General features: G+C 62.6%; 26 protein-coding genes. 14 read left to right on the forward strand and 12 right to left on the reverse strand.

The genetic code is table 11. The features are described 5' to 3' along the window. Nucleotides 1-108: 108 nt before the first annotated feature. Genes G7020_RS01610 through G7020_RS01630 form a run of 5 tightly spaced genes read right to left on the reverse strand, consistent with a single transcriptional unit; the run spans nt 109 to nt 6288 of the window. Nucleotides 109-1767 (reverse strand): GMC family oxidoreductase, encoded by a 1659-nt coding sequence (locus tag G7020_RS01610; protein ID WP_219852536.1) that lies wholly within the window; start codon nt 1765-1767, stop codon nt 109-111. Then, nucleotides 1757-2398 (reverse strand): gluconate 2-dehydrogenase subunit 3 family protein, encoded by a 642-nt coding sequence (locus tag G7020_RS01615; RefSeq protein ID WP_219852537.1) that lies wholly within the window; start codon nt 2396-2398, stop codon nt 1757-1759. The genes G7020_RS01610 and G7020_RS01615 overlap by 11 nt, the downstream gene beginning before the upstream one ends. After that, nucleotides 2398-3369, reverse strand: coding sequence for a hypothetical protein (locus tag G7020_RS01620; protein ID WP_181082275.1), 972 nt, complete (start codon nt 3367-3369; stop codon nt 2398-2400). Before G7020_RS01620 ends, G7020_RS01615 begins: the two co-directional genes overlap by 1 nt. A gap of 10 nt (nt 3370-3379) precedes the next feature. Further along, entirely contained in the window at nt 3380-4489 is a 1110-nt protein-coding gene (locus G7020_RS01625) for an enolase C-terminal domain-like protein (RefSeq protein WP_181082276.1), read from the reverse strand. Further along, nucleotides 4486-6288 (reverse strand): thiamine pyrophosphate-requiring protein, encoded by a 1803-nt coding sequence (locus G7020_RS01630; RefSeq protein WP_181082277.1) that lies wholly within the window; start codon nt 6286-6288, stop codon nt 4486-4488. The genes G7020_RS01625 and G7020_RS01630 overlap by 4 nt, the downstream gene beginning before the upstream one ends. Before the next feature lie 489 nt (nt 6289-6777). Here G7020_RS01630 and dusA point away from each other — a divergent pair, with 489 nt between their 5' ends. Both dusA and tal read left to right on the forward strand, forming a co-directional pair. Then, nucleotides 6778-7779, forward strand: coding sequence for a tRNA dihydrouridine(20/20a) synthase DusA (gene dusA, locus G7020_RS01635; RefSeq protein ID WP_181082278.1), 1002 nt, complete (start codon nt 6778-6780; stop codon nt 7777-7779). Nucleotides 7780-8300: 521 nt separating this feature from the next. Further along, nucleotides 8301-9227, forward strand: coding sequence for a transaldolase (tal, locus tag G7020_RS01640; protein ID WP_181082279.1), 927 nt, complete (start codon nt 8301-8303; stop codon nt 9225-9227). Between the two features lie 26 nt (nt 9228-9253). Here tal and rssC read toward each other — a convergent pair whose 3' ends face one another. Next, nucleotides 9254-9736, reverse strand: a complete 483-nt coding sequence (gene rssC, locus G7020_RS01645) for an anti-sigma factor antagonist RssC (protein ID WP_181082280.1) — start codon at nt 9734-9736, stop codon at nt 9254-9256. Continuing rightward, nucleotides 9733-10917, reverse strand: coding sequence for a two-component system response regulator RssB (rssB, locus tag G7020_RS01650; protein WP_181082281.1), 1185 nt, complete (start codon nt 10915-10917; stop codon nt 9733-9735). Before rssB ends, rssC begins: the two co-directional genes overlap by 4 nt. Nucleotides 10918-11121: 204 nt before the next feature. Between rssB and G7020_RS01655 the strand changes: the two genes are divergently transcribed. Further along, nucleotides 11122-11421 carry a PilZ domain-containing protein gene (locus G7020_RS01655; RefSeq protein ID WP_181082282.1) on the forward strand — a complete coding sequence of 100 codons (300 nt, stop codon included), beginning with the start codon at nt 11122-11124 and terminating at the stop codon, nt 11419-11421. Nucleotides 11422-11440: 19 nt separating this feature from the next. Here the strand turns inward: G7020_RS01655 and G7020_RS01660 are convergent, their stop codons facing one another. Further along, nucleotides 11441-12142, reverse strand: coding sequence for an MlaA family lipoprotein (locus G7020_RS01660; RefSeq protein WP_181082283.1), 702 nt, complete (start codon nt 12140-12142; stop codon nt 11441-11443). A 191-nt stretch (nt 12143-12333) separates the two neighbouring features. Between G7020_RS01660 and G7020_RS01665 the strand changes: the two genes are divergently transcribed. Next, complete coding sequence (locus G7020_RS01665) at nt 12334-12600, forward strand: DUF4404 family protein (protein WP_181082284.1); 267 nt, start codon at nt 12334-12336, stop codon at nt 12598-12600. A gap of 54 nt (nt 12601-12654) precedes the next feature. Here the strand turns inward: G7020_RS01665 and queF are convergent, their stop codons facing one another. The 4 genes from queF to G7020_RS01685 all read right to left on the reverse strand — a co-directional run bounded on the left by queF (nt 12655) and on the right by G7020_RS01685 (nt 16212). Continuing rightward, complete coding sequence (gene queF, locus G7020_RS01670) at nt 12655-13485, reverse strand: NADPH-dependent 7-cyano-7-deazaguanine reductase QueF (RefSeq protein ID WP_181082285.1); 831 nt, start codon at nt 13483-13485, stop codon at nt 12655-12657. Between the two features lie 80 nt (nt 13486-13565). After that, entirely contained in the window at nt 13566-14345 is a 780-nt protein-coding gene (locus G7020_RS01675; RefSeq protein ID WP_181082286.1) for an ABC transporter permease, read from the reverse strand. Beyond that, complete coding sequence (locus G7020_RS01680) at nt 14342-15271, reverse strand: ABC transporter ATP-binding protein (protein WP_181082287.1); 930 nt, start codon at nt 15269-15271, stop codon at nt 14342-14344. Before G7020_RS01680 ends, G7020_RS01675 begins: the two co-directional genes overlap by 4 nt. A 533-nt stretch (nt 15272-15804) precedes the next feature. Beyond that, nucleotides 15805-16212: a PA2817 family protein gene (locus tag G7020_RS01685; protein WP_181082288.1), complete on the reverse strand. Its 408-nt coding sequence runs from the start codon at nt 16210-16212 to the stop codon at nt 15805-15807. A gap of 1040 nt (nt 16213-17252) precedes the next feature. On the opposite strand from G7020_RS01685, the gene G7020_RS01690 reads away from it, so the two are divergent. The 10 genes from G7020_RS01690 (at nt 17253) to G7020_RS01735 (ending at nt 25085) form a co-directional block, all read left to right on the forward strand. Then, nucleotides 17253-18005 carry a hypothetical protein gene (locus tag G7020_RS01690; protein WP_028690967.1) on the forward strand — a complete coding sequence of 251 codons (753 nt, stop codon included), beginning with the start codon at nt 17253-17255 and terminating at the stop codon, nt 18003-18005. 118 nt (nt 18006-18123) lie between these two features. Further along, nucleotides 18124-18336, forward strand: a complete 213-nt coding sequence (locus G7020_RS01695) for an AlpA family transcriptional regulator (protein WP_009459729.1) — start codon at nt 18124-18126, stop codon at nt 18334-18336. A gap of 42 nt (nt 18337-18378) precedes the next feature. Continuing rightward, nucleotides 18379-19254: a ParA family protein gene (locus G7020_RS01700; RefSeq protein WP_028690966.1), complete on the forward strand. Its 876-nt coding sequence runs from the start codon at nt 18379-18381 to the stop codon at nt 19252-19254. Next, the gene (locus G7020_RS01705) at nt 19238-19486 is read left to right on the forward strand and encodes a hypothetical protein (protein WP_019726333.1); all 249 of its coding nucleotides are present in this window, start codon (nt 19238-19240) and stop codon (nt 19484-19486) included. Before G7020_RS01700 ends, G7020_RS01705 begins: the two co-directional genes overlap by 17 nt. Continuing rightward, nucleotides 19479-21137, forward strand: a complete 1659-nt coding sequence (locus G7020_RS01710) for a ParB family protein (RefSeq protein WP_028690965.1) — start codon at nt 19479-19481, stop codon at nt 21135-21137. The genes G7020_RS01705 and G7020_RS01710 overlap by 8 nt, the downstream gene beginning before the upstream one ends. A 15-nt stretch (nt 21138-21152) precedes the next feature. Beyond that, the gene (locus G7020_RS01715) at nt 21153-21713 is read left to right on the forward strand and encodes a DUF2857 domain-containing protein (RefSeq protein WP_023093474.1); all 561 of its coding nucleotides are present in this window, start codon (nt 21153-21155) and stop codon (nt 21711-21713) included. Between the two features lie 3 nt (nt 21714-21716). Beyond that, on the forward strand, nt 21717-22949 hold the full coding sequence (locus tag G7020_RS01720) for an STY4528 family pathogenicity island replication protein (protein ID WP_028690964.1): 1233 nt from the start codon (nt 21717-21719) through the stop codon (nt 22947-22949). A 318-nt stretch (nt 22950-23267) separates the two neighbouring features. Continuing rightward, complete coding sequence (locus tag G7020_RS01725; RefSeq protein ID WP_028690963.1) at nt 23268-24047, forward strand: PFL_4669 family integrating conjugative element protein; 780 nt, start codon at nt 23268-23270, stop codon at nt 24045-24047. Then, entirely contained in the window at nt 24044-24571 is a 528-nt protein-coding gene (locus tag G7020_RS01730) for a DUF3158 family protein (protein ID WP_028690962.1), read from the forward strand. Before G7020_RS01725 ends, G7020_RS01730 begins: the two co-directional genes overlap by 4 nt. Nucleotides 24572-24644: 73 nt before the next feature. After that, nucleotides 24645-25085: a single-stranded DNA-binding protein gene (locus tag G7020_RS01735; RefSeq protein ID WP_028690961.1), complete on the forward strand. Its 441-nt coding sequence runs from the start codon at nt 24645-24647 to the stop codon at nt 25083-25085. The last annotated feature ends 93 nt before the right edge of the window (nt 25086-25178 follow it).

A 25178-nucleotide genomic window follows, 5' to 3' on the forward strand; every position in this document is an offset into this window, starting at 1 on the left:
CACCTCCGCACAGGGTTAAAGAAAATGACCGGAACAAGCGTTTGCGGTTTTGTCTTTCAGCCATGAACCGACGAGAGGGGCGGCACTGCGGGTTGGCGGTCAGCCGCTTCATAGCTCGCCACGTGCCGCCAGCGCGCGAATGCGATCGGCGGTGCGGCAGGCGATCGCCTGGATGGTCAGCGACGGGTTCACCCCGCCAGATGTCGGAAACACCGAGCCGTCGCAAATCCACAGGTTGGAAATGTCCCAACTACGGCAGTCGCCGTTCACCACGCTGGTCGCCGGGTCGTAGCCCATGCGCGCGGTGCCCATCAGGTGCGCGGTGCCGTCCGCTTCGCTCCAGAGGTTGCGCGCGCCCATGCCGTCGAGGCCGCGACGCATGAAGTCGACCGCATGATCGACCAGGTACCGATCGTTATCGCCCATCGACCAGGTGACGCGGGCAATCGGCAGGCCGTATTGGTCCTTTTCGTCCGCCAGGGTCACCCGGCTGCGCTCCTGCGGCAGTGTCTCGCCGACGATTTTCAGCCCGACCTGATGGTTGTACTTCTGCATCTCATCGACAAGCGCCTGGCCCCAGAGGCCGTGGTTACCGGTCTGGGTGGCAGCCCAGGCGGCTGGCAGCGGGCCCTGGCTCATGATCGAGTATCCGCCGTGAAAATCCTTGCCGCGGTCTTCGTAGTTCCAGTGCTCACACACCGCAAGCGAGGGCGGCCCCTTGTACCAGCGGATTTCTTCGTCGACCTCGCCCCATACCGCCTGGTTGGTGTGCACCATCAGGTTTTTGCCCAGCAGCCCGCTGCTGTTGGCCAGGCCGTCGGGGTAACGCGCGTTAGCCGAGTTGAGCAGCAGCCGCGGCGTCTCGATGGCATAGCCGGCGACCACCACGTTGCGCGCACGCTGGAAACGCCACTGGCCGTCGCGCTGGTAGTGCACGCCGCTGGCCAGGCCGTCGCTGGCCGTTTCGATGCGACCGACCATGGCGAGATCACGAACCTCCGCGCCGGCTGCCAGCGCCCTCGGAATCCAGGTATTGAGCACGCTCTGCTTGGCGTTGGTCGAACAACCCGCGACGCAAAAGCCACGGTAGACGCATGGCGGCGCGTTGTCGCGTGGCGCCGAAAGGGTCGCCAGGGGCGTCGGCGCCCAGGCCACGCCCATCGCTTCGCAGGCCTTGACCAGGGCCATGCCGGAGGCGTTGATTTCGTGCTGGCGATACGGGTAGCGTGGCCGCTTCGGTCCCCAGGGATAGCGCACCGGGCCGGAGATTTTCAGCGCCTGTTCGACCTCTTTGTAGAAGCGCCACATTTCCTGCCAATCGAGCGGCCAGTCGAAGCCGTAGCCAAGCAGCGAACGCGCCCTGAACCACTCCGGGCGCATCCGCAGGGAAACCATGGCAAAGTGCACCGTGCTGCCGCCGACCGATTTTCCGCTGTTATTGGTGCCGAGCTTGAGCGGGTTTTCTCCATCACACAGGCGTTCATCGGTCCAGAACAGTTTTTCCTGGTGCGCTTCGTCCGAGGCGAATTCCTCCAGTGGGCGCCACCAGGCGCCGGCATCGAAGGCGACGACGGAAAAACCCGCTTCAGCCAACTTGCAGGCGAGCGTGCCGCCACCAGCGCCGGTACCGACGATGGCGAAATCCACCGACTCGTGCTCCGGGTACTCACGCATCGGTACCCAGCCGCCACGGAGGAAGACATTCGGTGCCTGCCCGTGGCGGCCACGCGGGGTATGCAGGGCATCGAGCCAGCGATCAGCGGACACGACGGTTCAGCTTCCGTGCTTTGGCTTCCTTGCCGGCATGGGCTTCGGCCGCTTCCCAGCTGTCGCGGGCATCTTCGGCCAGCCGCACATAGCCGCGCGGGCTGGCCGGGCCGCCAAAGCCGAGTTCGTTCCAGGAGGTCGGATGGCTGTAATAAGCGCTGGTGATGTCATGCACCAGTCGTTGGCTGAAAAAGACAGCGGTCGGCATGCCCTGCCAAGCCGGGCCTTTCAGTTCATCGCGCTGCATGGCGGCGAGCAGCTCGTCCTGCAGCACGGCGGGCAACTCGGCGAATGGTTGTTGATAACGCTTATTCGACTCCTGATCGAGCGCTTCGAGGCCGATCTTCCAGGCCTGCTGCAGCGGCGGCAGCCGCGCGTCGCGATAGCCGTCACCGGCGCCATCGGCAACCTTGATTTGCACCAGGGCAGCGACGGGAATCGGTGGGCGGTCTGCCGGTTGCGGCACGATGCGCGCGCAGACCGCCTGCAAGGTACGCCACTGCGCCGCGCCGAAGTACATGGCCTCGCGCGGCACGGCCAGACGTTGATCGACGACCTGACGGCTCGGCTCGTCCCAGGACGGCCCCTGGCGTTTGCGCAACACATCATAGTCCGGATAACGGTTGGTCATTATTTCCACCATCGGTATTGGGCCAGTTCCCTTTCCTCATCCAGCAACGAGTGCGCCACGAGCCCGGCCAGTGCGAGGCCGGTAAAGCTCGGCGGCGCCGGCAGTGGCGGGCCGGCCTGCAGATTCTGTCGCCAATTGCGCCAGCCACCATTGTTGCGAGCGATGCCGAAGGCATGGAAGCCGGCACCGGCGAACCCCATGATGGCGGTGAAGCGCAGGGCCAGGCGCGACAGCCAGCGCAGCCGCCGACGGTGTGGGCTGGTCAGGGCGCTGACGGCCAGCAGACCGGCGGCGAGTGGCGGCGCGGTCACTGGCAGGTACATGGCGGGGTTCTGGAACGAACCGCGAAAATGCAGCAGGGCGGCTTCGGCGGTGGAGCCGATCAGGCCGCCTGCAGCCATCAGCGCCACTGACTTGCCCGCTGGCAGGCCGAACACTCTCGGCACGACATCACCACTGGCATTGCGCAAACTCTCGGCGTAGTAGCCCAGCAATCCGGAGAGCACCAACGCTGAGGGCGCGCCCAGCGGCGCTCCGTAAAAGAGGTTGCTCCAGCCGACGCCACCCGGTCGCTTGCTGACGTTGTAAAGGTGAAACCCGGTACCCATCAGGCCGGTCAGTCCGACCAGCAGGTAAAGGGGGGTACGCACCTTGCTGGCGATAGCGGTCGGAGCCTGCTGCCCTTGCCCGCTGGCCAGCAACGACAACATCGAGGTGATCAGCGGCGTATACATGGCGCGGTTCTGGAAATCTCCGCGGTAGTGCTCCATGGCGCTGTCCAGGGCCACCGAGGTGGCCAGCAATCCGGCACCGCGGTCCAGCGAGCGTGCGGCGTCGACCAAAGTGCCTTCGCTCGGGTGGAACGACAGGTCGTGATCGCGCTTCTCGTATTTCTGCCAGCTCAGCGCCGCCATGCCCAGCGCGGTGGTGGCGCCGACAGCCAGCAGCCGGAGTTGCGTACGTGAAACCATGCTTCCCCCATCAGATGGCGTATCGTCGGGCATCCGCCTTGCGCAGCCGCAAGCCATGGCCGGGGCGCATCAGGTCCGGCGCTACATGACCGTCCTTGAGCTGCGGCGCCCCCTCGAACAGCATCGACTCCAGCCGCACGTGATCGTGGAACCACTCCAGGTGACGAAAGCGAGACGCGGCGCAACAGGCATGCAGGTGCAACGCCGGTGCGCAGTGTGCGGAAAGATCCAGATGGAATGCCTCACACAAGGCCGCCGCCTGCAGGAATCCGGTTATGCCGCCGCAGCGGGTCAGGTCCGCCTGAAGCACATCCACCGTTTCATGTTCGACGAGGCGGCGAAAATCGTCCGTCGTGTAGGCGTACTCACCGGCCGCCACGTCCATTGCCTGACCGCTGGCACTCAGCGCCGCACGCACCTCGCGCATACCCGCGAGATCATCCGAGCTGACCGGCTCCTCGAACCAGCCGACCTGCTGCTCGGCCACCCGATGAGCGAAGGCGATGGCGCTGCGCGGCGTATGGGCACCATTGGCGTCGATGAACAGTCCAGCCTCGCCGATCGCTTCGCGCGCAGCCCGGACACGTTCGGCATCGCGCAGCACATCGGCACCGATTTTCATCTTCACCCAGCGACAGCCGTCCTCGTGGACCCAGCGTTCGAACTGCTTGCACAGACGGGTATCGTCGCAGGTGGTGAATCCGCCGCTGCCATACACCGCGATACGCTCGCGGCGTGCATCGAGCAGGCGCGCCAGTGGCAAGCCAAGCAGGCGCGCCTTGAGGTCCCAGAGCGCACAGTCGACCGCGGAGATGGCGCAGGCCGCCAGCCCCGAGCGACCGAGGTTGCGTACGCTGGCCCAGAGTTGATCGTTGAGCCGACCGATGGCGAAGGCATCCTCGCCTTCGACTCGCTCGCGAAGGCGCCCCTCGATCAGCCGCACCAGAGACGCATCGGCATAGGTATAGCCGAGCCCGGTCTCACCGGCAGCGTCCAGCTCGACCACTACCAGCGTCGTGGCGTTCCAGGCAAAGGTACCGTCAGCCTCTGGCGCGTCGGTTGGAATTCGGTAGGCCGCCACCCGCAAGGCACGGATGGCGGCAGCCGACCGCAGCGTCACTTTTCGTCCTTGTGGTGCCCCGGCATGATCGAACCGAGCACCTGCTTGGCGGTCTGCTTGATGATTCCGCGCTGGTCAGGATCGCCCTGCAGCAACACCGAGGCGTAGGCCTTGGCCTGCTCCAGTTTGATGTGCGGCGGCAGCGGCGGCACGTTCGGGTCGGTCTTGAATTCGAGCAGCACCGGTCGGTCTGCCGCGAGCGCTTGTTCCCAGGCGGCAGCCACCTGATCCTCGCGGTCGCAAAAGATACCTTTCAGACCGATCGATTCGGCGAAGCGGTGATAAGGCACATCGGGAATGTTCTGCGAAGCCTCGAACTTCGGATCGCCTTCCATCACGCGCTGTTCCCACGTCACCTGGTTGAGGTCCTCGTTGTTGAAGACACAGCAGATCAGCTGCGGGCTGGCCCATTCCTTCCAGTACTTGGCTACGGTAATCAGCTCGGCCATGTTGTTCATCTGCATGGCGCCGTCACCGACCAGCGCCACCACCGGGCGGTCCGGATAGGCGAACTTGGCGGCGATGGCATAGGGCACGGCGGCGCCCATCGAGGCCAGACCGCCCGATAGCGAGCACATCATGCCGCGACGGATCTTGATGTCGCGCGCGAACCAGTTGGCACAGGACCCCGAGTCGCTGGTGATGATCGCCTGGTCCGGCAGACGTGGCGACAGCTCCCAGGCCACGCGTTGCGGGTTGATCGGATTGGCCGTGGCCATGGCCCGCTCTTCCAGCTTCTCTTCCCACTTGCCGCGCCACTTCTCGACCTGCTGACGCCAGCTGCGGTCGGTCTTCTCTTCGAGCAGCGGCAGTAGCGCGCGAAGGGTTTCCGAAGACTGGCCCTGCAGGTTGACCTCCATCGGGTAGCGGATGCTCAGCATGTCGGCCTTGATGTCGATTTGCACGCCGCGCGCCTGGCCTTCCTCGGGCAGAAACTCGGAATAGGGAAAGCCCGAGCCGATCATCAGAAAGGTGTCGCATTCGGTCATCAGCTTGTAGCTTGGCTCGGTCCCGAGCAGGCCGATCGAACCGGTCACCCAAGGCAGGTCGTCCGGGAGCGCTGCCTTGCCGAGCAGCGCCTTGGCAACGCCAGCGCCCAGCTTCTCGGCGACGGCGATGACCTCGTCGGTCGCATCCAGCGCACCGGCACCGACTAGGATGGCGACTTTCTTGCCCGCGTTGAGCACTGCGGCTGCACGTTGCAGGTCGACTTCGTAAGGCACCGTCTTCGGTCGGGTGTAGCCGATACCGGACAGCACAGCACCATGCGTGCGTGGCGGTTCGCTGTACTCGGCTTCCTGCAGGTCATTGGGCAGGATGATGACCGCCACCTTGCGCTCGCCATAGGCAGCGCGAATCCCCCGATCGACCAGATGACGCACCTGAGCCGGAGCGCAGGCCTGCTGGACGAAGGCACCTGCGACATCCTTGAACATCGCCGGCAAATCGATTTCCTGCTGGTAATGGGCGCCCAGCGCAGTGCAGGCCTGTTGGCCGCAGATGGCGAGCACGGGCATATGGTCGAGGCGTGCGTCGTAGAGGCCGGTGAGCAGGTGCGAGGCACCGGGGCCTGAGGTCGCCAGGCAGACACCGAGGCCGCCACTGAATTTGGCATCAGCCGAGGCCATGAAGGCCGCCATTTCTTCGTGGCGGGCCTGGATAAAGCGGATCTTGCCACCGGCCCGGTTCAAGGCGCCGAGCACGCCGTTGATGCCGTCACCGGGATAGCCGTAGATACGGCGCACGCCCCATTGGTAGAGCCGCTCGACAAAGTAATCTCCGACTGTCATTCCACTCATCGTGTACTCCTCTCGTTGATCGATGCGCTTGGGGCAGGACAAGCCCGCCAAGCTCATCGCGAAAAGCGGCCTATCCCCATCGTTCGCCAGCATGACTGCGTATGGCTTTCAGCAAGTCGGCGCGGCTTGCGCCATGGAGGCACATCCAGAACGCGATCCAGTGCGAACACCTGGGTACGCGGAGTCGCCTTTGGGTGGGCGCGCGGTCCGCAGTAGCCCAGGCTGCCGTGCCTCGGCACTCCAGAACGCCGAGATGGGGCGTTTTTTGTGCGATGCCGGTAAAGCAGGTGAAGTTCCACCCATCTGCCAGACGGACACAGACAATGAAACGACGGGAGGCTCAGTGCGGAAGTCATCTCGTGCACACTCCCGCTCATTTTTTGATACCTGGATGCTACCCTGACACCCCCGTGCACAGCTGTGCATGCAAGGTCTGAAAATCTGTCTCCGCATGATTTTTGACCAAAACACGTAAAACCAGATATCTATATGAATCAAGAGCTTACAGTTTCAACACGCCAGGAAGTGTCCAGAAGATTCAGCGTGGCACCGATGATGGACTGGACCGACAGGCATTGCCGCTTCTTCCTGCGTCAGCTTTCCCGCCACGCCCTGCTTTATACCGAGATGGTCACCACCGGCGCCCTGATCCATGGCGATGCGGCGCGCTATCTGGCCTATGACGAGGTCGAACATCCGCTGGCGTTGCAGCTCGGCGGCAGTGTGCCAGCCGATCTTGCAGCCTGCGCGAAGATGGCTGAAGCCGCCGGCTATGACGAGGTGAACCTGAATGTCGGCTGCCCCAGCGATCGCGTGCAGAACAATATGATCGGTGCGTGCCTGATGGCACATCCGGCGCTGGTGGCCGACTGCGTGAAGGCCATGCGCGACACGGTGGACATCGAGGTGACGGTCAAGCATCGCATCGGCATCAACGGGCGCGACAGTTATGGCGAGCTGTGCGATTTCGTCGGCCAGGTGGCCGAAGCCGGTTGCCGCAGCTTTACCGTGCATGCGCGGATCGCCATTCTCGAAGGCCTCTCGCCCAAGGATAATCGCGATGTGCCGCCCTTGCGCTACGAAGTCGCGGCGCAACTGAAGGAGGATTTTTCGCAGCTGGAGATCATCCTCAATGGCGGCATCAAGACCCTGGACGAGTGCGAGACCCATCTGCAGCGTTTCGATGGCGTGATGCTCGGACGCGAGGCCTATCACAATCCCTATCTGCTGGCGCAGGTGGACGCCCGGCTGTTCGGCGGCACTGAGCCGATCATCAGCCGCGCCGAAGCGCTGGCACGGATGCGGCCCTATATTCAGCGACACGTGGAGGCTGGCGGCGCAATGCACCATATCACCCGGCACATGCTCGGACTGGGCCAGGGCTTTCCCGGTGCGCGGCGTTTCCGTCAGCTGCTTTCGGTCGACATCCACAAGTGCAAAGATCCGCTGGCGCTGCTCGATCAGGCGGGCAGTCTGCTGGAAGGACGCTGACAGGCTATTGAAAACAGCTTCCTTTCCAGGTTACGTATTATTCGAGTTCTGAAAATCCGCAGAAGCGGTTGAGTTGTAGCGCCTCGTGGGAATGGGCCATGCCCGTGAAGTGTTTCCACACCGAAGCCTGGGCCTTGTTCGCGGGCATGGCCCGCTCCTACGAGCGAATACCCATCGCTCAGTTGTAGGTCGAATTAGCCGAAGGCGTAATCCGACGATCCGAAGGTGTAATGCGACCATCCATGCCTGACCGCTCGGCATTTAACGTGTCCGGTCGCTCGCCTGTCGGGTCGGTGAAGCGTGACCCGACCTACCCGATGTGATGGCCACCTGTGGGAGTGCTCCAGCAACACGTAACGGGGACACAGCCATTGAAAAATCACCTGTTAAACCGGCTTCACTGAAACATGCATCACTGAAAAAGGAACACGCGGGACCCTTTTCAATCCAAATGATGGCCGCCCGCCCCTGCTTGTCAGCTTCGGGCCAGGACCATGCTACTCAGAAGACAGAGCGCTCACATGACATCAAAGCTGGAACAACTCAAGCAGTTCACCACCGTTGTCGCCGATACCGGCGACCTCGACGCCATCGCCAACCTGCAACCGGTGGATGCCACAACCAACCCGTCGCTGCTTCTCAAGGCGGCAGCCCTGCCCCGCTACGCTGACCATCTGCAGGCGGCCATGTCGCGTTGCGGCGGCGATATCGGGCTGGGTTGCGATCTGTTCGCGGTCGCGGTCGGCGGGGAAATACTCAAGCTGATTCCCGGGCGCATCTCGACGGAAGTCGATGCACGGCTTTCCTTCGATGCCCAGGCGATGGTCCAGCGCGGTGAACGCCTGATCGAGCTGTATGAGCAGGTGGGCGTCTCCCGCGAGCGCGTGCTGATCAAGCTGGCCTCGACCTGGGAAGGCATACGCGCCGCCGAGCAGCTGGAAAAGGCCGGCATCCAGACCAATCTGACGCTGCTGTTTTCCTTCACCCAGGCCGTTGCCTGCGCGCAGGCCGGCGTGTTCCTGATTTCACCTTTCGTGGGCCGTATCTACGACTGGTACAAGAAGCATGAAGGCCGTGACTACGCGGGTGCTGAAGACCCTGGCGTGCAATCGGTCAGCCGCATCTATGACTACTACAAGGCCCACGGCTACAAGACGGTGGTGATGGGCGCAAGCTTCCGCAACATCGGCCAGATCGAAGCGCTGGCAGGCTGTGATCGCCTGACCATCAGCCCTGAGCTGCTCGGCCAGCTGGCCCAGGCAGAAGGTCCGCTGGAACGCCAGCTGGTGCCGGGCCGTGCTTCCGAGCCGCGCCTGGCGATGGATGAAGGGGCTTTCCGCTGGGGCCTGAACGAAGATGCCATGGCCACTGAGAAACTGGCCGAGGGCATTCGCCAATTCGCACGGGATCAGGAAAAGCTGGAAGCCCTGCTCCAGGCCAGACGCTAAAGGCTCAGGCGTGGCGGCAACAGACCCTAGGAGCGCTCCAGCGCCATAACCAAGTCCCGAAAGACTTCGCGGTTGGATTCATTGAGGCTCATCAGAATGCGGTGAGCCTCGAGCACCTTGGCCTTGACCACATCCTCGGACTGATCCTGATTCGGCAGGTCTGCCAGTTGCTCGGGTGACGGCAACGGCTGATCGACGATGTTGAAGACCTGATCGAAGCCCATGGAGTGCAGCAGGCGGGTGATGTCGGCGTGGGTGGTAACCAGCGTCGGCAAGAGGCCGACCTTCTGCCGGGAGAGAATCGAGAGTTTGGCCAGCAGGCCGAGGGTCGTGCTGTCAACGCTGCTGCTCTCGGTGAGGTCGATGACGATCGAAGAGAAGTTCAGCGACGAGAAGATCTGTTCGATGGTCGCATCCAGCGCCGAACACAGCGTCAGACGTATTTCACCGACGAACTTGAGGACGAAGGTACCGTCCTGCTCGGCGAACTGGATTTTACCGGTGCTCATGCCAGGTTCCTGCTCAATACCAGCAATGCGATGTCATCAGGCATATCCTCCAGCTCGGCCAGACCGAATGCCTGGCGAAGGCCATCAAGGGTGCCACCCGCCTCGGAAATCAGCCCGGGCAGCTGCGCCTCCTTTTCTTTGAGGGTCTCCCCTGGCAAAAGGTCCAGAATGCCATCCGACAATAGCGTCAGGCTGAAGGATTCGGGCAGTGCGATCTCATGATTATCGTAGGTCGCTTCGACAAAGAGTCCAACCGGCAGGCCCCGCCCCTCCAGGTAGCTGGCCGAACCGCCGGTATAGAGCACCGGCAGCGGCAGATGTCCGCCGATGCTGTAGTGCAGCACATTGCGCTCCTGATCGATGACCCCGCCGAGCATCGTGACATGCTTGCCCAGCTTGCAATTGATCAGCCCGCGGTTGATGTGATCGAGCACTTCCGAGGGCTTGAACTCGCGCAGGGCGCCACCACGCCGCGATTCATACAACAGCCGCGTCGTCATGAATTTCAGCAGTACCGTAACGAATGCCGAGGACGCACCATGGCCGGACACATCCGCCAGGTAAAAGCCGATGCGGTGATCATCGATTCTGAAGTAATCGACGAAATCACCCGAGAGGTACAGCGACGGAATGATCTGATGATCGAAGTAAAAATCGTCGAGGGCGCAAGGCGTGATCGGCAGCATGTTCATCTGCACCTGGCGACCGGCGTCCTGATCTTCCTGGAGCAGATGCAGGCTGGCCTGCAGGTCACGATTGGCCGCTTCCAGCTGCTCGCGATAACGACGGTTTTCCAGGCGCAGGCGGGAACGGTCCAGGGCTCGCCGAACCGCATGTTCGAGCATCGCCAGGTCTTCGAGAGGCTTTATCAGGTAGTCCGCAGCGCCCAGGCGTAGCGCCTCGACGGCATCGCTCATGACGCCGGCACCCGACACGACGATGACCGGAAGATCGGCCTGACGCTCACTGATCAAGCGGATCAGCTCCAGGCCATCCATTTGCGGCATGCGCAGATCGCAAATCACCAGGTCAGGCTGCTCGGCGTCGAACAGCTCCAGCCCTTGAGGCCCGTTCTGTGCCTGCAGGACCTTGAAACCACTGTCATCCAGATAGGCCGCCAGGCTGGCCCGTACTACATCGTCGTCATCTATGATCAGTAGCGTCGTGCTTGGGTTGTGCATGTTCCTACCAGGCTGTATCGCCAGGGCTACTGGCGAAAGCATCGGCCCCGCGCAGGCGCCGGGCAAAGGGATCTTTTCAAGGCGCAGACGGTACTCCCATACGACAAGCGTTTCAAGCCGGGCGCGACAGCCCCGTCCGTGCTTTACAGGCCCGACAGACGGGGGCTATAAGAGCGCGTACAGCCTCATTCAAAGGATAGAAACATGACCCAGAGTGACCGCTATTACAGCGAAAAACGCGACTTCATCCGCATGCAGGTCGAAACTGCCATCAGCCTTACCCATGGTGGGCAGACCTGCAACGGCGTTTGTCTGGACCTTTCAAGCACGGGCATGCAGGTGCTGGCCGAAACCGCACTGCAACTGGGTGACAGGGTCCATGTCCATATCCCCTCGCCGCACAGCGAACTGAAGGGGCTGGATGCAGAGACCGAAGTCGTGCGTGTCGGAGTCCAGGAGGATGGCCGCCAGGCCCTCGGGCTGGCCATCCTGTCCATGAGCTGAGCCGGGCGGCTCGGACCGGTCAGAAATCGTCTTCGACCTGCCCATCCATGGTGCGAAATTCACGATTCTGCAGATAGGCGTTGCGCACGAAGATATATTTGTCGCCGGTGATCATCTTCTCCGCAGAAAGCAGGCCCGCGCGCATGTCGACCACACCCGTTCCGTAGGTCACATTGCGGGTCGGCACGTGATCCATATAGGGATAAGGCTGCAGGAAGGCGTCGGGTACGCGCCCCGCCGCATCGCGCACCGTACTCGGCCCCAGCAGCGGCAGCACCACATAAGGGCCACTGCCCAGCCCCCAGGCGCCCAGCGTCTGGCCGAAGTCCTCATCGTTCTTCTGCAGCCCCATGCGCGTGGCCACGTCGAAGAAGCCCAGCACACCAAAGGTGCTGTTGAACAGAATGCGGCTGGTGTCGATGCCGGCATCGCGGATCTTGCCCTGCAGCAGGTCGTTGGTCAGCACGACAACGTCGCCGAGATTGCTGAACACATTGCCGATGCCATCTTCGAGAAAGTCCGGGGTCACCTTCTGATAGCCCTTGGCGAGCGGCTTGAGGGTGTAGCTGTCCAGGGTGTCGTTGAAACGGAACACCACACGGTTGACGCCCTCCCAGGGATCTTCCTCGGCGGCCTGCACGGGCGACGCAGCCAACGCGGCCAGCGCAGCGAGCAGCGCAACCTTGCAGTATCCGACCCAGTCCTTGCCAATCACTTGCATGCTGAACACCCTCATTATTCCAATGACGCCGCCGCCTGACAGGCGCAGCAGTATAAATCCATTCCGGCTTTTGTCGGCAGCCGGCAGATATGCGGCCACTGCCGAGCCGCTCGGCATCTAAAGAGACAGACAAGCCCAGGCCGCTGGTTTAACCTTCCTTCATCGAACAGGCCATACGAGAGGGAAGCACCATGCCGGAACATGATCTGCAGTCACAGCTTGCGGAGCTGCGCAGCCACCTGGCCCAGGACACCCCGCTGAGCGAAGAAGAACGCGCCGCATTGCACGCCATTGCCCAGGACATCGAACTGCGCCTGGCCAACCAGGGCGTCGTCGACCAGAACGATTCGCTGGTCGATGGCGTCCACCTCGCCGTGGAACGCTTCGAGGTCAGTCATCCGAATACCGCCATGACGCTGCGCAACATCATGCAGACCCTAGCGAACATGGGCATCTAGCAAAAACGGTACTGGAGGCTGGACGCAACTGCGCCGCCGGTCTCCAGCTGCCACTCACTGTCTGACGAGACGTCCGTTATCGATCGCAACGGCCTCGGTGCTGCGATACGGATTGATATCCAGCCCGCCACGGCGCAGATAGCGCGCATAAACACTCAGCCGCTCCGGCTTCAGCAGACGCTGCAAGTCGAGGAAGATGCGCTCCACGCACTGCTCGTGGAAGTCGGCATGCTGGCGAAAGCTCACCAGATATGCCAGCAGACTCGACGGCTCCAGCGCCGCGCCGCGATAGTCGACCACCAGCGAACCCCAGTCCGGCTGCCCCGTGACCGGGCAGTTGGACCTGAGCAGATGGCTGTGCAGGCACTCCTCGACCTGGCGTGACGCATCGCAACGCAGCAGTTCGGCCTGTGGCGAATCGTAGTGCTCTATCGTCACGTCCAGATCATCGATGCAACGCCCCGGCAAGGGCGCGACGCCCTCTGTGGCGACGTCATCCAGCGTGCGCAAACGCACCTCGACCGGTTTGCCAGCTGCAGCCGAAAGGTCCTTCACCATCACCGTCAGCAACGCTTCACGGCTCTCGAAGACCGACTGGTTCAGCGAGTTGAGGTAGAGCTTGAAGGACTTGGACTCGATGATGTTCGGCGAATCGGCAGGAATCCTGAACTCGCCGATGGCCACCACCGGCTTGCCGGACGGCAGCAGCCAAGACAGCTCGTAGCAGTTCCAGATATCGACGCCCCGATAGGGCAGCGTCTCGACCGTCAGTCCCAGCTCGGCCCATTTGGGCGCACGCGCAATGGGAAACAGCTGCTCGGGACTGTAGGTCGCGACATAGGCACTGGACTTGCCCAGCGGCGAGAGTTCGGCGGGATGCTGCATATTGAGAAGAACCTGAACGAAAACGCCGCGAAGTTTAACGCTTCGCGGCGTTTTTTCCAGCGGCTGTGGCGCTATCGCGATTACTGGCGCATGCCGCGACCGCTTTTCAACAGACGAATGCACCACAGGTACATCAGTACCGCTGCAGCAGCCATGAAACCGATGGCAATGCCGATGCTGATATCCGAGACCCCGAGAATGCCGTAGCGGAACGCATTGACCATGTGCAGCACCGGGTTGGCCAGCGACAGCGTCTGCCAGAACGGCGACAGCAGGTTGATCGAATAGAACACCCCGCCCAGATAGGTCAAAGGGGTCAGCACGAAGGTCGGGATGATGGAAATATCATCGAAGTTGCGTGCAAAAATCGCATTGAGAAAGCCGCCCAGAGCGAAGATCGCAGAGGTCAGGGCGATCACCAGCAGCGTGATGCCCAGGTGATGCACCTGCAGGTCGGTGAAGAACATCGACAACAGCGTGACGATCAGCGCCACCGCCAGTCCGCGGGTGATGCCGCCCAGTGCGAAACCGATGAGAATCACATGGGGCGAGACCGGCGAAACCAGCAATTCCTCGATGGAGCGCTGGAACTTGCTGCTGAAAAAGCTGGACACAACGTTGCTGTAGGAATTGGTGATCACCGACATCATGATCAGCCCCGGCACGATGTACTCCATATAGCTGAAACCATCCATCTCGCCGATCCGCGCACCGATCAGATTGCCGAAGATGACGAAGTACAAGACCATAGTGATCGCCGGCGGCAACAGGGTCTGCGGCCATATCCGCATGTAGCGGCGAATTTCACGATGCACGATGGTCTGCAGCGCAACAAGATTGGCCTGAAACTCCGTGTTCATTGGGCCTCCTTCAGGTTGCTTTCCACCATCGAAACGAACAATTCCTCCAGCCGGTTGGTCTTGTTGCGCAGGCTCACCACTTCGATGCCCTGCGCCGACAGCAGGCGAAACAGGTCGGTAACGCCCTGGCTCTTGTCCACCTGCACTTCCAGTGTGTGATGATCGACCAGCCTGGCCGGATAACTGCCCAACTCCGGCGGCACCAGCTGCGACTCCTTCAGATCGAGCAGGAAGGTTTCCACATGCAACTGCTTGAGCAGCTCACGCATGCTGGTGTTCCTGACGATCTGGCCGTGGTCGATGATGCCGATGTTGCGGCACAGCTGCTCGGCCTCTTCCAGATAATGGGTGGTGAGGATGATGGTGATGCCTTCGCGGTTGAGTTCGGTGAGGAACGACCACATCGAGCGACGCAGCTCGATATCCACACCCGCCGTGGGCTCGTCGAGGATCAGCAGGCGCGGCTGATGGATCAGCGCACGGGCGATCATCAGCCGCCGCTTCATCCCGCCGGACAGCATCCGCGACGACACATCACGCTTATCCCACAGCCCCAGCTGGTTCAGATAACGCTCGGCACGCTCCTTGGCGACCTTCGCCGGAATGCCGTAGTAGCCGGCCTGGGTGACAAGAATGTCGAAGGCCTTCTCGAACTGGTTGAAGTTGAATTCCTGCGGCACCACGCCCAGGCAACGCTTGAGTCCGGCGGGATCTCGATCCAGATCATGACCGAACACGTTCACCGTGCCGCCGCTCTTGTTCACCAGCGTCGAGAGAATGCCGATGGTGGTGGACTTGCCGGCCCCGTTGGGTCCGAGCAAGGCATAGAAATCACCCTCAGCGACATCCAGGTCGATGCCCTTGAGGGCCTGAAAGCCATTGCCATAGGTCTTGGTCAGCTGCCGAATGGACAGAGCAGTACTCATAGAAAATGCACACAACGCAGGAAGTGAAGGCCTTTCGCTCGCAAGCGGAGCGAAACGGCGAAACAAGCTAGATAAGGGCGCGCGCAGGCATTTTCAACCGCGCGCCCGTTTCAGCCACGGTCGCACCAATCGGATACTGATCGCATAAGCCGACGGCCAGACTCGGTCGCTCAGCCCAATCCAGCAATAGCGGAGTTCGTTAACGGCCATGTATTGGCGAAGCATTCTGCTTTGCGGGAGCGGCTTCAGCCGCGAATATCCGCAGTTGTAGGTCGAATTAGCCGAAGGCGTAATCCGACGATACGGGGCACAACCAGGCGAATATTCTCGACTCCGCCCGTCGGGTCGATAAAGCGTGACCCGACCTACAACACGCTTTTGGCTTTTGTAGGTCGAATTAGCCGCAGGCGTAATCCGACGATATGGGGCACAAACTGGCGAATGTTCTCGACTCCGCCTGTCGGGTCGGTGAAGCGTGACCCGACCTACCCAATGTGATAAGCCGCCTCTGGGGGTACGGGGACATAGCCTTGTCAATGCCTGACGCTGTGCTCGGACATGCTGAGCAGCTGCTTTTCCATGTTCCAGTCGAACGGCTCGCCACTGCTCTCGGCTTCGTAGCGGCGCTCCTCCAGCCTCTGGAACACTTCAATCTCTTCGTCCGGCATGAAATGCAGGCAATCACCACCAAAGAACCACAGCAGGTCGCGCGGCACCAGATGAGCGATCTGCGGATAACGGTGGAAGACCTGACAGATCAGGTCCTGCCCCAGATGCCGCTCCTCGGGGATGTCGCGCAGATTCATCACCAGCTCATCGAAGCGCTCGAGAAACAACGCATGACTCTCGTCGGAGACCTGCCCGGTTTCACCCATGGCGAGCAGGATGCCGCGCAAATGGGCCAGGAGTGCCAGATTGTGATCGTGATATGCGTTGGCCATGCTTCACCTGTCTTGATGTGGGCACGCGATTATAGGTGCACGCGCCAGCGAGTGGGACTTGTCTAGTTGACTCGTTGGCAAGGCCCGGGTTCGCCCCCGAGCGTCGATTGCGCAATGGCAAAAGGGCCGGCGACCCGAACAGTCATCCGCATGGAGGCGATCGGCAAGTGGAATAACGAAACGAAAAAAGGGACCCGAAGGTCCCTTTTTCAAGGATGTAAAAGACGTTAAATCTTTTGCACCTGTATCTGGAGCGGGAAACGAGACGTGTACTAGGACAGTAAGTCGTTGTTTCCCAATCACTTTCTTCGTTGGGCTGGCCAGCGAAGACCTCAATTGTAGCCTTGTTTTTCGTCCTCGGCAACAAATTCGTCCAAAGAGTTCCACAGACGTCCAAAGAGCTGCACTCAGCACACCAGACCCACGATCGGTACATCGTCGTAGGCAACTCCCTCGAACTCATCATCCACGCCCGGTCGTCTGCCCCGCATCCATCACCGCGAAGACGATCAGGCAGATGGTTCTGGTGATGGCACAGCTCGGATGCCACCTAGGAACGCCTGCACCACAACTCACAGGCGACCTTCTGGTCAAGCTCCTTTGAAAGAACGCGCATGCTGGCCACCGCGTTTCCGCACACGATTCTTTGTCGATATATCAGGATGACGGGGCAAGCATGACAGGCGCCGGTTTGCTGCGTCCGACTGGACATTCGAGGACGATTGCGGCCCCCTCACGCTTCCTGAGACCGCTGGCATATCAGGTCATACCTAGACGGTTTTGCAGAAACCGTAACTTCTCACGACCCTGATAGCGTGAGCGTCGCTGTCGAGCCTACGTCCCGATGCTCGACCTTCTGATCGATGATTTTTGCACATCGAACACACGACGACTACCAGTTGCGCGAACTGGTGAGAAGTATTCAAACCACATGACGAAGCGGCCTTCGGGACCCACTTCCTACACAAGCGACAGGCCGACCATGAGGTCGGCGACAAAGGAGTCGGTCATGTAGTTCTTCTCCTGGAAGGAGACGGAGCATGCACGAGAACAAGAATGATGCACCAACATCAAAGGTGTTCTATCGCCCGATCGAAGCGTCCATCCGCTGGGCCGGGCTGCTGCGATACGAGCAGGTGATCCTGGCTTCGATTTCGTCGCCAAGGCGCCTGCCGCAGTCGTTGGACTGTCCACGTTGTGACGAGCTGCGGCTTTGCACCGAACGCATCTTCGACGGCATCCTCAATGGAGAACTGCCCTTCGGACGGAACGGCATCACGACGCGCGATTCCGCGCTGATCGACTCCCCTGATCTGACGGTGCGCCACGTCGATCTGAAGCGCTGGATGCGCCAGCACTATCCCGAGCAACGACCGTGCTTCCTTTTCTCCCGGAGCGAGCGCATCGCCCATCCCTTCATCTCGGTGGAAACTGGGCAGGCGATGCTAGTCGAGCGCCTGGCCCTGAAGTCCACCTTGGACCAGTACAAACGCCAACTGCATGAGCTGCAGGAAAAGCACGGAGCGCTTCTCAAGCAGATGGCGCCCTCTGCTGGCGCACAGTGCCTGATCAGTGATCGCGCCGAAGCCACCTACCTGAACATCATCGGCAGCATGCTGGACCTGATGCTCGGCCAGTCGCCTTCCGGCGTTCCGTACTCCAGCTTCAAGACGCAGGAGGCGGTGGTCAGCGCGTTGGTCGCCCATCACAGCGGCGCAATGGGGATCGCGGAGCGGACGCTAAACGGCAAGTTCGCCACGGCCAGACGCCGGCTGCGTAGCGCAACAGTCTGAGGTTTTCCATCTTGTATGTGCAATCGCGGAGATTGCATTTGCAATGTCTTTTCCCATCCATGTCTATTGAATGGAGGTCACGCCAACAAACGCCACTGAGCGTTCAGGAGTGACCGCCATGTCGCAAACACCTGCACTGCCCGCAAGCGAGCGCCGCATCCTGCGGCTTGATGAAGTCGAAACCAAGTCGGGTTTCAAACGCGCCCACATCTACAACCTGATGCGCAAAGGCCTGTTCCCGAAGGCGCTGCGCCTGGGCGTGCGCGCGGTCGGTTGGGACTCCATCGAGATCGATCAGTGGATCGCCGAGCGCGTCAACAACCGGGCCTGACCCGTTCTCCAGCGGACTTCCCATCCTCACACGGAGAACGCCATGCAGGTCGTATCCATCATTTCAACCAAAGGTGGCGTCGGCAAGACCACCACGGCCGCGAACCTCGGCGGGCTTGCCGCGGACGCGGGGCTGCGTGTACTGCTGCTCGACCTCGACGTGCAGCCCACCTTGTCCTCGTACTACGAGCTAGGCCACCGCGCACCTGGTGGCATCTACGAGTTGCTGGCCTTCAACGAGCGCGACCTCGGGCTGCTTGTGTCCCGCACGAACATCGAGGGCCTGGACTTGGTGCTCTCCAACGACCACCGAGGCGAGCTGAACACTTTGCTGCTGCACACGCCGGATGGGCGCCTACGGTTGCGCCATCTCTTGCCGGTCCTGGCGCCTCTCTATGACCTGGTGCTGATCGACACCCAAGGTGCGCGCTCGGTGCTGCTGGAGATGGCGGTGCTCGCCTCCAACCTCGCGCTGTCGCCCGTGACCCCGGAAATTCTCGCGGCGCGCGAGCTGCGGCGCGGCACCATGCAGTTGCTCGAAGACATTGCGCCCTACCGGCACCTGGGCATCGAGCCTCCACCTCTGCATCTGCTCATCAATCGCGTCCACCCTGTGTCAGCCAATGCACGGCTGATCCAGCAGGCCCTGCGCGATCTTTTCCAGGACCACGCCGGCATCCGCGTGCTGGCCACCGACGTGCCGGCCATCGAGGCGTATCCGCGTGCAGCTACGCGCGGATTGCCAGTGCATCGGGTCGAATACCGCCAGCCGCCGGGCAGAGTCGCCCTCGCCGCGCTCGACACCATGCGCGGCCTCGCAGACGAACTATTTCCGCAATGGCGGCACCGATTTGCCATGGTGTCCGGCCGTCCGCCACACCCTCTTGATGCCGGGAGGTCCCATGGCGAACGCACATGAGCTAGCCCGAGGCCACAAGCGGCTTCGCGCCCTGATCGAGTTCGCGGTTGGCGAAGGTTGGCACGTCAAACGCACGCCTGGCGGCCACCTCAAGTTCACCAAGCCTGGCTGCGCCGCGATCTACACCAGCTCGACGGCAAGCGACCACCGGGCGACCCTGAATGCCCGTGCGCAAATCCGCCGCGCCGAGCGCGAGGCCCGATACCAAGCGCAGGGAGGCGGCCATGGCTGAGATCACCTCCCAGCAGATGGCTGGCAAGCTGCTCGCGGCCGGGTTCGAGCGCAGCGGCCCGTCAGCCTCGACCTTGAGCGACCCGATCGCCGACACCCCCATGGTCGTGACCCTAGATCAGTTGCGCCCCTACGACCACGATCCCAGGAAAAAACGCAACCCGGCCTACGAGGAAATCAAGGCGTCCATCCGCGAGCGCGGTCTGGACGCAGCGCCGGCCATCACTCGCCGACCAGGTGAGTCCCACTACATCATCCGCAACGGTGGAAATACTCGGCTGGCGATCCTGCGCGAACTATGGTCAGAGACCAAGGACGAGCGGTTTTTCCGTGTATCGTGCCTGTTCCGGCCGTGGCCCAGCCGCGGCGAAGTCGTCATGTTGACCGGCCACTTGGCCGAGAACGAATTGCGCGGGGGCCTCACGTTCATCGAGCGCGCCCTCGGCGTCGAGAAGGCGCGCGAGTTCTACGAGCAAGAAAGCGGCACCACCTTGAGCCAGTCCGAGCTGGCCCGCCGCCTCGCCGCCGATGGCTTCCCGGTACAACAGTCGCACATCAGCCGCATGAACGACGCGGTGCAGTATCTCCTGCCCGCGATCCCCACCGTGCTCTATGGCGGTCTCGGTCGCCATCAGGTCGAACGCCTGTCGGTCATGCGCAAAGCCTGCATGCTCGCGTGGGAGCGCTACGCCAAGGGTCGCCCACTGGTTCAGGACTTCGACGAATTTTTCCAGGAAGTGCTGTCGCAATTCGACGTCCAGGCCGACGAGTTCTCCGCGCAGCGTGTACAGGACGAGCTGATCGGCCAGATGGCCGAGATGCTGGGTGTCGATTACGACGTGCTCGCCCTGGACATGACCGAATCCGAGAGCCGGCAGCGCGCCTTGGTCAGCGACCCAACGCCGCCATCGACGCCGCCTGCGTTGCCGGAGCCGGGAACCATCGCGCGCCCACCTGCCAACACTGCGCCACCCATCGCAGGGGCTGCATCCGCAGCGCCGCCTGCAGGCCGACCTGCGGCAACGCCTTCGACGCGCGAGAGCGACACGGATGCCAGCCAGGCAAGTCCGGCCAACCCTGCGGTGGGTGGCGATCTGCTTCGGGAGCACATCGTCTCGCCGGCACCGACGACCGAACGGCTCCAGTCCATTCAGCGCATGGTCGCCGACCAGTTGGGTGATGCGCTGCCGCTCGACTTCTCGGCGAGTGTCTTGCAGTCCATCCCTGTGCAGGCTGGCGGGCTCTATCCGATCTCCGATGTCTGGTACATCGATCCCGGCGTGGACACAGCCGAGCGCCTGCGCATCCACATCGCACAGTTCGCCCGCGAAATCGCGGGCGAGGCAGACCTGGACGAGTGCATTGATGACCGTGCAGAGGGTATCGGTTTCGTCTGCCGGGCCCGCACCCAAAGCTCGGCACCGCTGGGCCGTGCCGTCCTCGCGCTGTTAGCGTGCCTGGCCGGTCAGCGGCCCGCCGACGTCGGCCTGCACGACGGGCAAATCGTCATCGAACTGCCGGCGCTGCTGCACGGCCAGGGTGATGCGGCCCAGCGATTGAGCGATACCTCGCTGGTCAAGCTGTTCCGGCTGCTGCGGCTGGCCCGGCGCCTGCTCGACCTTGAAGCCGGCGCTGAAGGCGTTGGAATGTGAGCGAGGGAGGCCAGCATGTCCGCACCACACCCACTCAACCAGGCCGTCATCGCCCAGGCCCTCTATGACCTGCGCAATGGGCAACTGCGCCGGTGCAAACTGATGGGGTTTGGCGAGGAAGAACTGGACGCCCTCAAGCATCCCGCGCTGATCAGCGTGCTCGCCAACGCTAACGTCTCCTGGTGCTCGGTGACGGTCAACCGCGAAGTGCTCCGGCGACTGCTCAAGCAGGCGCAGGACGTGGAGAAGGAAATCGCCACGGTCGATCGCATGCTCAGGCTGGGCGCGAGCACCGAGATGGTCAGTCGGTTCTATGGCCTGACCCACCAGGAGGTGGCGCTTCGCCGCGAAATCCTCGGCCTGCCGAAGCGCAAGGGCCGCCACCCCGTGCTGGACGAGAAACAGGACACGGAGCTGTGGCGGCAATGGAAGGCCGTGACCGGCAGCAGGAATGTCGATCTCGAAGACGAAACCTCCATCCTCGACGCTACCATGGACTTGGCCGAAGGCATGTCGCTGCCTCTGTCGGTGGTCTGGGCCTCGATCAAGAGCTGGGTCGATCAGGGATTGGGTTGAGCCATGGCCGTGGACGACACCGCACCACGCCGTGGCCCCGTCGCACTCGCGGATCTGTTCGATGCTGCCCTGAAAGACCTCGCGCCCAAGCCCAGCCCCAGTGCGCCAGCACCCGTGCCTACGCCGACGCCCGCCACGTCAGGCGATGCCTTCCTCTTCAGCGGCAACCGGCACGAGACCGTGCCGCGGCGGCTGTTCCTCGACCGTCGCCTGACGCCGCTGGAGCGCAACGCCTGGCAGGTGTTCCGGCTGATGCTCAACGACGACGGCATGACAGCCTTCCCGACGTATGAGCAGCTTCGACCCTGGCTGGCGTCGATGCCCTGCGCCGGGCAGGCCTCGCATGAAACCGTGGCCCGAGCGTTGACGCTGTTGCGCCTCACCCGATGGTTGAGCCTGGTACGGCGACGGCGTGACCCCAAGACCGGCCGCATCCTCGGCAACCTCTACGTTCTGCACGATGAACCACTGACGCCCTTCGAGGCCATGCAGCTCGACGCCGACTACCTGGCACTGGTCAGCCAGTCCCTCGGCCATTCGGCCAAGGCTGTCCAGATGGTCGGTCTGAACACCCTCAAGGAGATCGCGGAAGATCCGATGCTCTCCGGACGCACACTGCCGTCGCGGCTACAGGTCCTGGCCGAACGCCTCGCCAGCCAAGGCATCACGGCCGCCGAAAGTTATCCACAGGAGGATGCCGCCCACGATTCCGAAGAAGGAGCATCGAGCCTTCTTCGGAATGCGGACGACCCGTCTTCGGAATCCGAAGCAGGGGCGAAACCCGCGCCAGACGCCTCTCTTCGGAATCCGAAGCAGGCCCGTACAGTACGTAGTAGTCGTATTAATGAAGTACGTACTACCGCGCAGGCGCGCGCGCTGGGCGATCTGCAATGGCCCAAGCGCTTCACGGAACTGAAGGCAGAGCAGCAGACAGGTGCCAGGGTGGCATTGCAGCAGGTCGATGCCGCGCTGAGACAGGCCGTGCTGGACGACTGGGCCGCACGATGCAGCAGTCATGGCATCCGCAATCCTGCGGGGTATCTGTTCGGCATCATCCAGCGCGCCATCCATGGCGAGTTCAATGCCTGGGCCAAGAAAGACGCGCCATCGGCACCCGTCCCGCCAAACGAGCGGCCACCAGCAGCACCGCCACCTCAGCCGCAGGGTAAGCCAGTGCCGCCGGAAGTCGCCAAGCAGCACATCGAGCGGCTACGCAATCTGCTCGCCAGCAAGTGAGCCGGCATGCAAGTCGGTGAAAGTAGATGCCCATGGCCGCCAATAGAGCTATCCCCTGGGGATAGTTCCGCTGCTGGGCACAACGCCAAGTTGTCGCAGGCCTGGGATCGACCATCTGCCGCAGCATCGGTGTTGCCTACCCTGATCCCGGCGTGCAGCGTTCGTTGACGCTCCATGGAGCTATCCCCTGGGGATAGCTCGCGCCGCATGCAACCGCCGCGCCCTAAACCGGGGCCCGCCGGGATTCGGATTCTTGACTGACTGCCTTCCGCTTCCTGCCGAAGCTGGCCGCTCCTTTTCCAACAACGAGCGGACACCATGGCAACCAATGAACCTCTGCAACTGAATCTCGGCTCCCTGCGCAGCGCGATGTCGCTGACCCTGCACACCCATCACGCTTCCCGCATCTGGCACGGCCGCGCCGCCGCCGAGGGGCGACCGGGCATCGTCGGCCTGAACGGCTACATCGCCCAGATGAACAAGATGCGGCGGGGCTCGGAGCAGGACGACCCGTACTCGGACTGGTGGATGCTGCGCATCGAGGACAAGCTCGACCAAACCAAGGTCACGCTGCAATCGCTGCGCGAGCAGGTGGACCAGGCGCTGGCGAGCGTGCCACCGGCGCTCAGCCTGGGCGAAAACCTCAACGTGCAGCCGGTCAAGCTCCCGCTCTTCGTCAACGCGCAGCTCGGCTTTGCCGCGGTCTATCTCCTGGCCGACTACGACGACATCGCCCGCAAGCTGATCCTCGCCCACCACACCGCGCTCATCGACCGCAGCACCTTGGAACGCTGGCTCAACGAGGGCGCGCACGCGCTGCGCAGCCTGTTCTCGCTGGCCCAGCAGTATCGCTACTCGGGCTGCACCCGCGACGATTTCGCGGCGAAGAACGCCGCTGCGCGAGTCGCGCTGGAGAAGTACGGCGAACTGCCGCAGGAGGTGCTGGAGGGGACACGCCGCTCGAAGTTTGCGCCACCCGTCGTGCGCCGTGGCCTGCAACAGCGCGGCGACGGTCCTGCCACAGCGCCTCCGCCCAGCGACGAAGCCGCCACCGCAGAGCCGCCCGAAGCGTCAGCCGGCGAGGACGAGCCCGCATGAACGATCTGAACCAACCGACCCGCTACTTCCGGGGCCTGCAACAGGGTGCCTTCATGCGGCTGGAACACGCGGCCTCTCTAAAAGGCCTTTTAAAGCCTTTTAAGGGTAAAGGGGACTTCGAGGCCTGGGCCAGCCAGTGCTTCGCCATGCGCGACGAGTTGATTGCCCTGGCACAGCGACAGGTGCTGGAGCAAGCATGCGGGCACCCCTTCCACCTTCTGCCCATCGAACTGGCCCAACAGACCACTGGCGCAGGAACCGTCTTCTTGCGCTGGCGCAGGCACGACAGGTCGGCCATGGGCGTGGCGCTGTGGCGGGAGCTGATCGCCAGCAGCAGCACACCCGTCAACCTGCTGGCCGACCTGCACGCGATCGAGCTGCAGCGCATCACGTTGAACATGCAGATCAGCCTGCTGCACACCTTGGGCAGGCAGGCGCAGGAATGCGCCAGCAAGGCCGCCGAGGCGGACGACGCCTACCTGCACCGGCTCACGTCCGTTCCTGCCGCAATGCGCGATCGGTGATTGCGCCGGGCATCCCAGCACGCGCCCGGCGCCGACGAGGCACGGGTATTTCAACCACCACGGAGATCACACCATGAGCACGCATTTTTCTGGCGAAGGCAACATCGGCTCGCCACCGGAGTACCGCGAATTCCCCAACGGCAATGACGAACCCAGCCGCTTGCTGCGCCTGAACGTCTATTTCGACAACCCCGTACCCAAGAAGGATGGCACCTTCGAGGACCGCGGCGGCTTCTGGGCGCCGGTGGAAATCTGGCACCGCGACGCCGAGCACTGGAAGGACCTGTACCAGAAAGGTATGCGCGTGCTGGTCATCGGCCGCATGGAGCGCGAGCCTTGGACGGACAACGAAGATCAGCCGCGCGAGACCTGGCAGATCAACGCGCGCAGCGTCGGCATCCTGCCGTACCGCATCGAGTCCGTGGCCCTCAGTCCGAAGCCGCAGGAGGCAGAACCGAAGCCACAGGCTGCCCAGGAATCGACCGCGCCGAAGGAGGCGAAGCGCAGGAAGTGAACCGGCATGGAGGGCGGCCGCCGTAGTGCTTCGCCGCCCTCCATGCACCCCGCAAGCTATCCCCTGGGGATAGCTCCATCAACGTCCATCGAC

Origin of the sequence: Stutzerimonas stutzeri (genome assembly GCF_013522825.1) — a bacterium.
Lineage (GTDB): Bacteria > Pseudomonadota > Gammaproteobacteria > Pseudomonadales > Pseudomonadaceae > Stutzerimonas > Stutzerimonas stutzeri_AK.